The sequence below is a fragment of the Acidimicrobiales bacterium genome, from assembly GCA_035536915.1.
Lineage (GTDB): Bacteria > Actinomycetota > Acidimicrobiia > Acidimicrobiales > JAHWLA01 > JAHWLA01.
In genome coordinates, this window is sequence record DATLNE010000039.1 from 38,899 (window position 1) to 53,270 (window position 14,372).

The window sequence follows — 14,372 nt, forward strand, 5'->3', positions numbered from 1 at the left end:
GCCCGCTCGACGACCGGATCGCCTTCGAGTTGCTTCTTCAGGTTGCGCGGCATGCCCACAAGACTCTCCGGCATCGAAGTCGTAGAGGCACTTTCCACCCGAGCGGTCCTGGAGGTGGAGCTGCCCCGGCCGTACGACCGGTGCGGGGTTCTCGGCGTCAATGCGCCACCCCTTTCCGGTTTCGAGGGTACGGCTCGTCGCCTGGGACCGCGAGCCCCGAGCATGCACGCGTTGGAACCCTCGTTGTGAACGAGGACGTCATCCTCACCCGCGCCCACGAAGTAGGTGTGGATGCCGTCGACGGTCAGATTGACGAGAGGCTCAAAATCGCGACCCTGTCATCAGCTAATTCAGCGCCGGGTTCGGCCGCGAAACCGGTTTCCTCCTCGTGTCCTGCAGGCGCACGGCCTCGGACAAGAGGTCTTTCATCTGCGTCATCCGCTCCCAGGCGTTGAGACCCGCTTCTCATCTGCGACAACTCCGAGCGGACGCTGGTGCGTCAGATCGCCGCCACGATGGCGCGCAGCCCGTCGAGGCGGTCGCCTTCGCTGATTAGCGCCTCCATCCGGGCGAAGTCCTCGGCGAGGTCTATAGCGCCGAGGAGGAGCCGTCGGACCTCTTGGTCTGGTTCGCCCTCTGGCGCGCCCTCGGGAATCGCCACCTGCACCATGAGGGTCCGTTCCTTTCGGGAGAACCGCCCGCTTCGGATGCCCTCGAACTCCGGTGTGAAGTCTCTTCCCGCTGGGACGTGGAATACAACATTCACGTTAAAAGGCGATGAATATGAGTCGCGGACCTCAGCGACTCGCCTCATGGCGTTGTCGATCGCCGTCGTCCAGGCCTTGTTGGACACGACGCCGGACACCGCTCCTATAGACAAGGCCTCCATGGACACACCATCAATGCCGGTCATGTCGCTGCTCCCGCCCACCTCTCAAAGTTCAACGGCCCCGGGTCCATTTCGACGATGATACGCTCGTAGCCGAGGATGTCGGACCGGTTTCCCGCGGTAAGGATCCTCATATTCTTGTCCTTCATAAACCCCTTGGTGTAGCGGCCAGCTGGGTTGCTGGTGATCCCGGTCTTCAGATAGTTCCCTGCCTTGTCCTCGAGGCGGTAGAGGTACGTCAGCTTGGGGCTGTTCCGGGAGTTGCCGTGGATGGGGCATGACGCCGTGTTGTGGACGAGGATGTCATCCTCTCCCACGCCGACGAAGTAGGTGGGGATGCCGTCGACCGTGAGGTTGAAGGCCCTCGTGCGGAGCGCGGATCGGACCTTGATGCCGCCGACGGGGACGAGTTCGCCCTGCGCCGTGCGCACGAGATCGCCGGTATCGAGCGCCGCCGCCTCCTGCCACTCCTCGTCGGTGGCGTTCCAGAAGGGATGGTCTTCGGTGGTGGTGACGAGGTCGTTGTCGATCTCAAGGTCGATGACGGTGTCGTCGTGCTCCCACAGGTGCGTGACACGCCGCGCTCCTCGTTCACCCGTCTCGGGGTCCTCGGCCAGCACGTCGTCGCCCACCCGGACCTCGGAGATCGCCTTGCGGGTGCCGTCGGCCATCAGGACCGACGTGGCGGCCCCGAACGAACAGGCTCCTGCGGCTTTGGCGCTCACCGTCGCCGCTCGCCGCGCTGTCGCCGCCTGTTTCGCCGCCGCCGCTGCCCTGGCCGCCGCCGCCTTGGCCGCCGCTGCCGCCTTGGCCGCCGCTGCGCCAGTCGCTCCTTCGATGGCACCTGAGATGGCGCCCTTGACGGCGGCTCGCGCCAGCCCGCGCAACGATTTGTTTTTGGCGTTCGCCATGTAGTTGGCCGCACCGAGCGCGCCGCCGATAGCTGCCCCGGCCAGGATCAGGCACCCGACGCCGCCGGTGCCGGCGCAGAAGGCGGCGGCGGCCATGCCGGTCGCGATACCGCGCACGACGCTGTTCCTGAGCAGTCCCTTGCCGAACTTGGCCGCCTTCTTGAGCAGTCCCCACCGATGGCCGTCGTCGATGAGCCCGGCCGGGTTGGCTCCCGCATACAGGTACCGGTTGCCGGTCAACGGGTCGAGGGCAAGGTCCATGTTCGCCGCCGCCGCCACGTACGAGTCGGCGCCCACGAACCGGTTGATGCCGGGATCGAGCAGGCGGGCTCCCAGGTTGTATGCACCGGTAGCCGGGTCACGCGGTGCCATCTGGAACCGCAGCCGGGAGTCCCACTGCGACGAGCCCACCTTGGTGAGGCCCTTCTTCTCCTTGCCGTAGGCGTCGTAGTTGTAGACGGCCACGACGTTCTGGGCGCCGTCGAGCTGCTGGGTCAGGTTCCCGCGGGGGTCGTCGACGTAGTACGACCGGCTGCCGTCCTTGTCCTGGGCGACCGGCTCGCCTGTCGAGTCGAGCACGTAGCGGGTCTGCACTGCCCCGACCCCGTCGGTCTCCAGTACCGCCTGCTCGGACGTGCCGTCATGGAAGAACAACGTCGTGCCGGGTGCCGCTCCGCTGTGGTCGACCCGTCGCACCATCCGCCCGAGGGCGTCGTAGGCGTACTCGACCTTCGACGCGGGCTCGGTCGCCACCACCGCGATCGGATGCGACGCCGCGTCGTAGCTGAAGGTGCGTGTGGGTTGGCTCGTCGCCGTCCTCGGCGAGTCGTCTGTCGAGACCAGCGTCGATGTCCGCGTCATTGTCTCGGCCGCCTGGTTCCCCAGGTGGTCGTAGCTGTACGTGGCCGCCTCGTTGGTGGTCGTTGTCTCGTTCTGCTCCTTGTCTTCCTCGACCTCGGTGGTCGTCCTGCGCGTCAACCGGTTCTTGGCGTAGGAGAACGTCGACTCGTCGTCCTGCAGCGTGTTGCCGCCGTCGTCGAGCGGGTACGACACCGTCTTCGCCTCGAACGGGTGCTTCGCCGCGTTGAGCCTGCCTAGCGAGTCGTAGGAGTAGGTGCCCGTCCCCGCAGTGAGCGGGTCGGGGGCGGCATCGGCCGTCAGCTTCCGCTGCGTGACCGTCTCCGACGTGCGGTTGTCGTCCTCGTCGTAGGCAATGCCCGTCCACGCCGAGAGCTGCGTCATCGTCGTGTCCTGCTTGCGGTAGATCCTCGACGCCAGCCGGTCGGACGGGTCGAAGAGCTGCTCCATGAGGACGGTGTTCGGCAACGTCGTCTGCTTCAGCAGGCCGTTCTCGAAAAAGTCGTTGGTGAAGCTGCCCAGGTTCCCCCACGGCGTCACCGTCTTCTCAAAGCCGTTGACGGTGTAGCCGTAGCTGGTGGTCAAGCCGTCTGTCGTGCGAGATGCCGGCAACCCGTCGGCCTGGTAGGCGTACGAACCGGCCTTGGTGTGGGCTACGCCGCCCGCGTCGTGGATCGTCTCGCTGTACGACGAGACCGCGTACGCCTGGTCATAGGCCAGTGACAGCGACGCCACCGGGGCACCGCCGAGTGTCGCCGACGCCGACGTCATGTTGCCGACGTTGTCGTACCCGAAGGTCGACTGGTGCGTGGGCAGGTTCAGGCCCGTCGCCGTCCTCGACAACAGCGCGCCGTCGCTGCGATAGGTCTGCTCGACGGTTCGCTCGATGCCACCGTCGTACCGGTCGTAGCGGTAGCGCTGCCTGCCCTCGGGGTCGTAGACGTAGTGGGTGGTGTGCGAGCCGTCGGACGGGTCGGTTTCCGACTCGATCTCGTTGCGCTTCGTGTACGAGTACGTAGTGGTGAGCTGCCCGCCCTGGCCTTCCGGCTGGGTGAGCGTCATCAAGTTCCCGACCGGGTCGTACGTGCGCGACGACTGGCGTCCCTGGGCATCGATGCTGCGAAGCATGCGGCCCGCCTTGTCGTACACGAAGCTCGTCACCTGGCCCTTGGCCGTCTTGGTGGAAAGCACCTCGCCGTGCAGGCTGTAGGTCATCGTCGTCGGGTTGGAGTGGCCCGACTCGGTGGTCGACGTCACCTGTCCGCGGCGGTTGTACGTGTGGGTGGTGGCGTGACGACCGGCCCCGCCCGGCGGCTGGATGGAGGAACGTACGAAGCCATCGGGCGTGTAGACGACATCGCTCCGGGTCCCGGCCTCGTCGAGCATGGCCGACACCCGGTTGTTGGGGAACCGCAAGTACGTGACCTTTTGCGTGAGGGCAGGCGCGGTCGCCGTTCCTGCGAAGGACCGCGGCTCGAAGATCTCCTTGAGCTGGCCGTCGTCGTAGTAGCCGTAGGTCGACTTCCGCAGGCCGCCGTTCACGGTGGCCGATGCCGCCTTGACCAGGTCGCGGGAGTCGTACTCCCGGGTCAGCGTCGCCCCACTGGGTGGTGTTGCCGTGACCTGGTTGTCGTTGCCGTCGTAGCCGTAGGTGGCGGTGGCGAAGGGCGTCGAGCGTGTCACGACGTTGCCTCTGGCGTCGTAGCCGACGGTCCACGTGACGCCCGTGCGGTCGACGATCGACGTGGTGCGACCGAAGGCGTCGTAGGCGAACTGCTTGGTGTGGCCCAGCGGGTCTGTGATGCGCTCCGGCTGGCCGGAGGCGTGATAGCTCCCGTACGTCGTGGTGTTGCCCTTGGGGTCTGTCGCCGAGGCCAGTCGACCGCCCGGGTGGTACGTGAAGGTGGTGACGGTCCCGTCGGGCGCCGTCGTCGACATGAGGTTGCCCTGTTCGGACAAGCCGAACTTTATGACCCGTTCGTCGTGGGTGCCTGCTGCCACCCGGGCTTCCACCATGTCGGCCACGCCGGGCGCCACGTCGCGGTAGGTGAGCGTGGTGGTGATTGGCTCGTCGCCCGCACCACTCTCGCGTTTCATCACGATCTGGCCGTTGGCGTTGTAGAGGTAGTCGGCCGAGTTGCCTGCTGCGTCGGTCTCGGAGACGACTCGGTTGTTCTCCCACAGGTAGCTGCGCTGGTTGCGCGCCGTGTCGCCTGCGTCCAGGTGGGAGATGAGGTTGCCTGCCGCCGACGAGGTGTAGACCTCGGTGGCTCCTTCGGGGTCTGTGATGCAGGTGGCCACCACCGCCTGCGGGTCACCGGGCTGGCACGAGCTGGTGTTGTAGGTGACGTTCCACTCCTTGCCCGCCCGGTCGGTCACCTTGCGCAACATGCCGCCCGACACCGACAGGTTGGTGGTCGCGCCCCGCCCGTCTGTGACCCCCGCCAGGCCGTCGCCGCTGTACGCGTAGCTGGTGGTGCGTCCCGCCGCTGTGATCGAGTCGAGCCGCCCGCTCCACGTGTTGACGTTGTATGTGACGGTGGTCCCGGCATACGAGGCCGATGCCAGGTAGTCGCCGCTCCACGCGAACGACATCGTGCGACCGGCGGGGTCTGTGATCCCCGACAACCGCCCTGCCGCATAGGTGAACGTGAGCGTGTTGCCGTTGCGGTCGGTGACCGACCGCAGGGTGTAGCCCGAGTTCCCCACCCCCGCGGGGTGGAACTCGTAGGTCACGCCATCGGGCCGCGTGGCCTTGTAACGGCGCTCGACGCCGACGAGGTAGTCGGTCAGCGTCAGGTCGACGCCAGGAGGCGAGTGCCACCCGGGCCCGGCCAGCCCGCCCTTGATGAAGTGGTGCCTGGTGCCGTCGGAGTCGAAGAAGTCGAACTGGTCCTCGGTGACCACCACTTCGAGGATCTGGCCCACGTCGGCCGACAGGACGGCCGAGACCACCGCGCCCAGGAAGTCGGCGGAATCGCCGTCGGCCACGCCGAGCCGCCAGCCGCGGCCCAACGGGCCCTCGCCTTGGTCCTTCTGCGAGTTGTAGGTGTGCGTGAGCCGCATGTTGAGGCCCTGGCCCGGCACGTTCAGGTCGGTCCCCTGCACCACCAGGTTGCCGTTCGACACGTTGAGGTAGGCGGCCTCGGCCCCCACGTCGAAGGCGTGGTAGGAGTAGAAGTTTTCGAGCCCGATGCGGTCGGACGACGCCTTGAAGCCGTAGCCCGACAAGCAGCCGACGGCCGACAGGGCACCCGCGGCGCACGTGAGCGACAGCTTGCGGTTGTAGGCGAAGACGTCGGAGCTGAAGTTGGCGTCGGCAGGCACCAGGTTCGTGGCAAACGACGAGAAGGCGATGTGCATGGCGTCGCTGCTCACCGACGGCGTGCTGCTGCGGCTGTTGGCCTGATGGCCGTCGGCGTCGTGGGAGATCAGCAGCGTCTTCGACGCTTCGATGTCGCGCAGGAAGATGTCCTCGGCGCCGTTGCGGTCGCCTGCCGCCAGGTTGGTGGCGTCGGACCGGAAGGCCACGTAGCGGCCGTCGGGCGAGACGGCGGGGTCGAACGAGTAGCCGTTGGCCTGCGCCTGCGCCGAGCTCACCGACAGGCGCGTGGTCTCGTCCCAGTAATCGTCGTAGACGAAGACGTCGGACTTCGCGTTGGTGTCGCCCGCCACGAGGTTCGAAGCCGACGACCGGAAGACGACCTGGTTGCCAGCGATCTTCGGGTTGGTGCTGTAGCCGTCGGGCTGGCCGTAGTTGATGCCGTTGGAGACCCGCATGGTGCCGTAGCTCGAGTGCCGGTCGTGCAGGAACACGTCGGTGTAGAAGTTCTCGTCCATCGGATCGAGGTTGTTGGCATCGGACTGGAACGCCACCATGCGGCCGTCGTACGACAGCGTCGGGTTCGTGCTCCAACCACCGGAGCTCTCCCCTTGGTACTGGAAGGTCGTCGACACCCGTTCCGTGGTGCCGGCCGCGATGTCGCGCACGAAGATGTCGACGTCCCAGTTGTTGTCCCAGACGAGGTTGTCGGAGTCGGACGAGAACGCAACGAACATGCCGTTGCCGGAGATGGCCGCTTCGTAGTTGCTGCCGTTGCCCTGCCACTCCCAACTGTCGACCGAGGCCCGTGTGGTGACGCGCGACTCGCGGTCGTGCACGAACACGTCCTGACGGTCGTTGGTGTCACCGGGCACGAGGTTGGTGGCGCTGGAGATGAAGGCCACATAGCGCCCGTTGGCCGAGATGGAGGGGCCGAAGGTGTCGAACCATCCAGGTGCCGATGCCTGCGCGCCCGAGCTCGACACCGAGACGCGCTCGGTGACGCCGAGCACGCGATCGTGCACGAAGATGTCCTTGCGGAAGTTCGTGTCGTTGGAGACGAGGTTGTGGGCGTCGGACTCGAAGGCCACGTAGCGGCCGTCGCTGGAGATGGCCGGGTTCTCGCTCTGGCCGCCCGTCGCTTCCTCCCGGAGCGTGCTCAGCGACGCCCGTGTCGTGGGGATGTCGGAGGGAAGCGCGGCAGGCGGGACGCTCGACTTCGACGACACCGTGAACTCACCGTCGACCGAGTTCTGCCCCGTCGCCTCGTGCTCGTCGGTCGCCGTGGCCGACCACGTGTAGGTGCCCGACGACAGCGGGACCGTGGGCACGCCCGAGGAGTAGCCGCCGGAGGTGGCGGGCGTGGTGGCGAAGGTGTCGCGGGTCAGGCCCCAGCGGTCCTTGATGGTGACCTTTCCGCGGTAGGTGTCGTTGTTGGGGTCGGTCGCTGCGATGGTGAAGACCTGGCTGTCTTCGAGGTAGAAGGTCTTGCCCGCGGTGGGCGCCACGAGCGTGGGGATGCCCGGGGGCCGGTTGACGATGACGCTGAAGGCCCGCTGGGGCGTCTCCGCGCTGCGCGCACCTTTGATGTCGGCCGCGCTGGCCGCCCACGTGTAGTCGCCCGCGGCCAGGGCGGGCGCCGGCGTGCCCTGTGAGTTGGTGCCTGACTCGGCGGGTGCGGTGTTGAACGAGGTCACCACCGCGCCCGTCGGGCGCCGGATCGTGATGGTGCCCGTGTAGGCGTCTCCATCGGGGTCGGTCGACGCGATCGAGAACGTCTGCACGCCGTCGGTGGAGAACGCCTTGGCCGCTACGGGCGCCACCAGGGTGGGCGTCACCGGTGCCTGGTTCGCCACGGTGAAGGCGCCTTCGGCCGACGCCGGCCCGTTGGCGCCGTGCACGTCTGTCGCCGTGGCCTGCCACGTGTAGCGCCCGGCGGGCAGCAGCTGCGGCGGCGCGCCGGTGGCGTCGGACCCCGATCCGGCGGCCGCGGTCGGGAACGTGGTCACCGCGTTGGTCCCCGTGTTCCGCACGCGGATCGACGCGGTGTAGGCGTCGCCGTCGGCGTCGCCTGCGTTGACGGTGAACAGTTGCTCCTCGGTGGTGGAGAACGCCTTGTCGTCGTGGGGCGCCACCAGGGTCGGCCGCCCAGGCGGGGTGTTGGGCATGTCGGCCGACACCGAAAAGGCGCGAGGTGTCGACGCCGGTCCTGCCGAGCCGTTGAGGTTGGTGGCGCGAGCGGTGAACGTGTAGTCGCCGGGGCCGAGCGCAGGCTCGGGTGCACCGGACGACGGCGTGCCCGACATGGCCAGGCTCGTCTTGAACGTGGTGGCGACGGTGCCGTCGGGCCGTCGGACGGTGACCTCGGCCATGTAGAAGGAACCGCTGGGCTCGGTCGACGAACCGGTGTAGACAGGGCCGTCGGGATCGGTGGCGCTCACGACGAACGTCTGCGGCTCGCCTTGGAAGTAGACCTTGCCGTGGTCGGGCGCCACGACGGTGGGCGCGCCCGGCGGCTCGTCCTCCGCGCTCGCGGCGACCGTGAACAGCCGCGCCGCCGACGGCGGGCCTTGGGCGCCGCGTGCGTCGACGGCCACCGCCGTCCACGTGTAGCTCCCGCCGGGCAACGGGGGAATCGACGCCCCCGACGAGCCTTGCCCTGACTGCGCGGCGGTCGTCGTCACCGACGTTGTCGCACCGGTGGCGCGGTTGGTGATCGTCACCGAGCCGGTGTAGGCGTCGCCGTCGGGGTCGGTGGCGTTGACCGTAAGCGTCTGCGCCTCGTTCCTGGCGAACTGCTTGCCGTCCGCAGGGCTGACCAGCGTCGGTGCCGCCGGTGCTCGGTTGGGCGCGGCAGCGGCCACCGCAAAGGGCACGGCCGCCGAGGTCGCCCCTTGCGCTCCGTGCACGTCTTTGGCCCGCGCCGCCCACGTATAGCTCCCGGCGGCCAGCGGCGGCACCGCCGCCGCCGAGGAGTTCTGCCCCGACGGCGCCGCCGATGCGTTCAGGCTTGTCGTCGCACCGGTGGCGGCGTTGGTCACCACCACGGTCGCCGTATAGGCGTCCGCGTCGGGATCGACGGCGTTGAGGGTGAACACCTGCGCTTCGTCGGCGCGGAACGTGCTGCCGCCCGCGGGGGTAACGAGGGTCGGCACGTTCGGTGCCTTGTTGCCCGCAGGCGCGGCGACGGTGAACGACCGCGACGCGGACGCCGGCCCCTCTGCCCCGTAGCCGTCCTTGGCCCGGGCGACCCACGTGTACGTCCCTGCCGCCAGCGGTGGCAGTGCCGTCCCCGAGGCATCCGTCCTCGGCGGCGCCGCCGACGTGGAGACAGTGGTGACGAGGCCGGTCGCCGTGTTGGTGACGGTGAGGACGGCCGAATACGGGTCGCCGTTGGCGTCGTCGGCATTGACCGTGAACACCTGTGCCTCGTTGTGCGCGAACGCCTTGCCGTCGGCAGGCGCCACCAACGTCGGTGCGCCCGGGGGCTGGTTCTCCGGACGCGGAGGGACCGTCGTCGTCGGCGACGGGGTGCCCGCTGGGCGGGCGGTGACGGTCACGGGCCACGTCGGCGTGGACTCGCCGGTGTAGCCGTCGGAGGCCTCGATGCGGTACTCCAGGCCCGCGGGCGTGACGCCCGAGCCCGGGATGGCGGCGCTGTAGGCCACGGTGTCGTTGCCCTGTGCGACGGCCGCGGGCGCCGAGCTCGTCATCGGCGCCGCCTGCCACGGCTGGCCCGTGATGCGCCAGTGCACGGTGGCGGTGCACGACGGCGTCGCGCAGTTCGACGTCGCCTCGATGGGCATCGGCTCACCGGTGTAGGCGGTGGGCACCGGCACGTGGGCCGGGTGCGGCGGCTCCAGCACCCGCACCACGAAACGGGCATCGGGCGCCACCGTGCCGCCTTGGACGGGGACGTAGCCGCCCCAGTACGACCGGCCCGGCACCGCCGCGGTGGTGAAGCCGTCGGACGCGGTCATGACGTAGGCGAGCCCTCGGGTTGTGACCTCGGCAGCGGGCACTGTCACCCGCCACAGTTCCACCCGGGAGGCAGTCGTCGTGCTCAGGACCGAGACGCGGCTCATGGGCACGGTCGTCGAGGTGCTGGGGACCGCAGGCGAGGTGGTGTAGACGAGGTCGGCCTTGCACCCTTCGGTGGCGCAGGTCAGCTCGGCCTCCAGCGTCAGGTCCTCCATCGCCGGGGCGGTGGCGGGCGGCACGTGGGCCAGGTGCACCGGCTCCTGCACGTGGATGTGGTGGTAGACGTTGTAGTTGCCCCCGTTGACCCAGACGCCGGGGGCGTCGACCGACGACAGGCCCGGCCACCACGCCGTGGTGGTGCCGTCGCTGACCGAGAAGAAGTAGTCGACGCCGCGGGTGTCGACGACCGCGGCAGGGATGGTGCCGCTGACGGAAATGGCATCGGCACCGTTCGCACCGTCGGTGCGGGTCACGGCCATGGGCGCGGAGCTGAACATGAGGGCCGTCGACGCCGTGGCTGCCGTGTTGGTTGTGCGGTAGTACAACGTGGCCGAGCAGTCGCGATCGGAGGCACAGGTGGCCTCGCCGGAGACGGGGATGTCCTGGCGATAGGTCGCCGTCGGCACCGGCACATGGGCAATGTGCGGGGGTTCGAGGACGTGCACGTGGTGGCTGCCCGCCGGGCTTTGCTGGCCGTCGCGAGGGGCGTAATAGCCCTGGTACACCGTCCCCGGCGAGAACGCCTGCGTGTGCCCGTCGGTGACATGGATGTAGTAGTCGAGGCCCTGGGTGGTGACCGCCGAGCCCGGCACCTGGGCGCGGTAGGTGATGCGAGTGGCGCTACCACCCAAGCTCGTCCCTGGACCCTGCGCGCCCATTGCCGTGGACGTCCACGCCGCGGCCGCACCGCCCTGCGGCGGGGTGGCCCGGTACGAAAGCGTGGCCTGGCAGTTGCCGGTCGAGCACGACGCCCGTGCTTCGAGGTCGATGGGGCGGCCGGAGGTGCCGTAGGTCGCCGGTACGTGGTCGAGCAGCGGCGGAGCGAGCACTTCGACGTGCAGGTACGACCCCGTCGACGGGCTGCCTTCGGCTTCGGTGGTGCCGGGGAACGTCGTGGTACGGCTGTTCTGGTCGACGGCGAGGAAGTAGTCGACGCCCTTGGTGGTGACCGCAGCGCCGGGGATGGAGCCCGACCAGGCGACGACGTCCTCGGTTCCCGTGGCCGTGGTGGCGCCACGGGTCAGCGCCACGATTTGAAAGCCGGGCTCGGCGACGACGCCGGGAACGGCATACAGCGCAGCGGGCGTCGTGCTGCGGTAGTAGAGCAACGCCGAACAGGTGGCGCCCGTGGCGCACGTCGCCGTCAGCGAGATGGCGATGGGCTGCCCGTACGGCGCTGTCGTCACCGGCTGGTGCACGACCACGGGGCCGGCGGTGTCGGCCGTCACCGGTGTCTCGGTCAGCGAGGAGGCGGTGACTGCCACCACCAGGGCGGTGGCCACGACCTTCACCCACTTGGGCACCGATCGCAGTGCCCGGAAAAACCACAGACTGCGCCCTTGGCGCTGAAGGAGTCCGACCCGCATTCCCACTCCCTTGCTTCGCTTCGACCGGTGGGTCCAGCCGAGCGCCCTGGGGAAGCAGGGACAAGCGACCTACTGAACAAATCGGTCAAATCCGCCTTTTGCCTCGGGCCGTTTACCCAACGCCGTGCCCGACGAACCGGGACCTGCCGAGGCTTCCGCGAAAAACGAAAAAGGTTTGAACGCCGAAAGAACCAAATAGCGGGCTGTTCCGTTGCGCCACACGCTGCATCAGGTCCTCGACTACACGGGAACCTCAAGACCCTCGCCGTTGAACGTCAGCATGCGCTCGGCGTCGATGCGGGCGTAGAGGGCGCCGTCGTCGAGGATCTTGGCCCACTCTTCGCCGTAGCGGGGCACATAGATGCCCAGCACGGCGTCGAGGAAGCCTTTGTTCTCGGGCGCCAGCGGCTCGACGATGGCGGCCTTGCCGTGCACCGAGACGCTGAGCTCCTCCCCCGGCAGGTGGGTGGCGCTGACCCACGGGCGCTTGCGGATGTGGCGGAAGCGCACCGACTCGGGCGACGAGCCGAAGTAGAACGCGCCTCGGTAGAAGATGCCGTCGAACGGCCCACTGATCGGGCGGCCGTCGGCCGTCACCGTCGCCACCACGAGCAGGCGCATCCCCTGCAACCGCTCGCACACCTGCTCGGCCGACAGGCGCCGTTCGGGGGTGACGATCTCCCGCAGGTGCTTCCCGGCCCGCTCGTAGCTGTCGTCGAGCAACGCCTGCAGGGCGGCCATGTCGTCGGGGGTCTCGTGCATGGCGCCGACCGTAGTTACCCCTCGAAGGCCGGGGGTTATGGTTCAACCCATGCTGGGTCGCATCGTGATCGACGGAATTCGCCCGAGCACGCCCCGCCGGTACCCGGCCAAGGCGATCCTCGGTGAGGCCGTGCGGGTATCGGCCGACGTCTTCCGTGACGGCCACGACATCCTCGCCGCCCGGGTGCACTGGGGGCCCACGGGCAACGGCAAGCACGCCACCGTGCCGATGCACCCGCAAGGCAACGACCGGTGGGACGTGGTGATCGAGCCGACGACACTGGGCCCCCACGAGTTCTGCGTCGAGGCGTGGACCGACCAGTACGCCACCTGGCGCCACAAGGCCACCACCAAGATGGGCGCGGGCCAGGAGATCGCCGTCGAGCTCGCAGAGGGTGCGCTGCTGGCAGAGCGCCGCTTGGCCCAGGCCAAGAGCGACGAGCGCAAGCTGCTGCAAGGCGTGGCCAAGGCGCTGCGCAACGAGAAGCTGTCGTTGCAGGAACGGCTCGCACCGGCCCTGCAGCACGAGGTGGCCGAGCTGCTGTCGGGCCCCGACCTGGCGACCGACCTCACCCGCAGCGAGCAGTGGCCGTTGTGGGTCGACCGGGAGCGGGCGCTGGTGGGCGCCTGGTACTCGCTGTTCCCCCGCTCCTACGGCGGCTTGCGGGGCACGGCCGAGCACCTGCCGTACGTGGCCGCCATGGGCTTCGACGTGCTGTACCTGGTGCCCGTCCACCCCGTCGGCACCACGTTCCGCAAGGGGCCGAACAACACACTGACATCGACAGCCGACGACGTGGGCAGCCCGTGGGCCACAGGCAGCGAGCACGGCGGCCACACCGCCATCGAGCCCTCGCTGGGCGACTTCGACGACTTCGCCTACCTGGTGGAGCGGGCCCGCGGCGCGGGCATGGAGGTCGCCCTCGACATCGCCCTCCAGTGTTCGCCCGACCACCCGTGGGTGACAGAGCACCCCGAGTGGTTCCACCACCGCCCCGACGGCTCGATCGCCTACGCCGAGAACCCGCCGAAGAAGTACCAGGACATCTACCCCATCAACTTCTGGCCCGCGGCCGAGGCCGACCGGGTGGCGTTGTGGGAGGCGTGCAAGGAGATCTTCGACTTCTGGATCGCCCGCGGCGTGCGCATCTTCCGCATCGACAACCCCCACACCAAGCCCATGGCGTTCTGGGAGTGGGTCATCCCTGCCGTGCAGGAGACGCACGCCGACATCGTGTTCCTGTCGGAGGCGTTCACCCGCCCCAAGGTCATGGCCAAGCTGGCCGAGGTCGGCTTCAGCCAGAGCTACACCTACTTCACCTGGCGCACGGGCAAGCAGGAGCTGGCTGCCTACCTGCTCGAGGTGTCGTCCGGTCCGAAGGCCGACTACATGCGGCCGAACTTCTGGCCCAACACGCCCGACATCCTCGCCGGCCCGTTGCGGAACGGGCCCCCGTCGGCGTTCCGGTTGCGCCTCGTCCTGGCCTCCACCATGGTGCCCTCCTATGGCATCTACAGCGGGTACGAGCTGTACGAGAACGACCCCGCCTCGGTCGCCAACGAGGAGTACCTCTTCTCGGAGAAGTACCAGCTGAAGCACCGTGACTGGGACACCACCGACTCGTTGGTCCCGCTGATCACCCGCCTCAACGAGATCCGCCGCCGCCATCCCGCCTTGGCCCAGCTGGGCAACGTCGCCGTCCACCCGACCCACAGCCCCGACCTGCTGGTGTGGTCGAAGCACACCGACGACCGCTCCGACGTCGTCCTCGTAATCGTCAACCTCGATCCTCACGCCGCCCACGACGACACGCTGTCGCTCGACCTGGAGCTTCTGGGCCTGCCGTGGGACGAGCCCTATGAGGCCCACGACGAGCTCAGCGGTGCCACCTACACCTGGCAGGGCCCCCACCCCTACGTGCGTCTCGATCCCGCCAACGGGCCCGCCCACGTGTTCTCGCTGCGCGCCGCCGCCCCGGCGGCGGTCGGCGCGGCATCCCCCGCGCCATGAGCCGTCCCATGGACGGCTGGTACCAGCGGAGCGTGTTCTACGAGGTCTCGGT

The 14,372-nt window shown here is 68.6% G+C and carries 4 protein-coding genes; 1 reads left to right on the top strand and 3 read right to left on the bottom strand.

What is annotated here, in order from left to right:
- Positions 1 to 499: 499 nt before the first annotated feature.
- The 3 genes from VM938_10790 to VM938_10800 all read right to left on the bottom strand — a co-directional run bounded on the left by VM938_10790 (position 500) and on the right by VM938_10800 (position 12,309).
- A complete protein-coding gene (locus tag VM938_10790; GenBank protein HVF75524.1) occupies positions 500 to 913 on the bottom strand; it encodes a hypothetical protein in 414 nt (137 codons plus the stop codon).
- A complete protein-coding gene (locus tag VM938_10795; GenBank protein HVF75525.1) occupies positions 910 to 11,484 on the bottom strand; it encodes a polymorphic toxin-type HINT domain-containing protein in 10,575 nt (3,524 codons plus the stop codon). Before VM938_10795 ends, VM938_10790 begins: the two co-directional genes overlap by 4 nt.
- 303 nt (positions 11,485 to 11,787) lie before the next feature.
- The gene (locus tag VM938_10800) at positions 11,788 to 12,309 is read right to left on the bottom strand and encodes a pyridoxamine 5'-phosphate oxidase family protein (protein HVF75526.1); all 522 of its coding nucleotides are present in this window, start codon (positions 12,307 to 12,309) and stop codon (positions 11,788 to 11,790) included.
- A gap of 49 nt (positions 12,310 to 12,358) precedes the next feature.
- Here VM938_10800 and VM938_10805 point away from each other — a divergent pair, with 49 nt between their 5' ends.
- Complete coding sequence (locus VM938_10805) at positions 12,359 to 14,320, top strand: maltotransferase domain-containing protein (protein ID HVF75527.1); 1,962 nt, start codon at positions 12,359 to 12,361, stop codon at positions 14,318 to 14,320.
- Positions 14,321 to 14,372 lie beyond the last annotated feature (52 nt).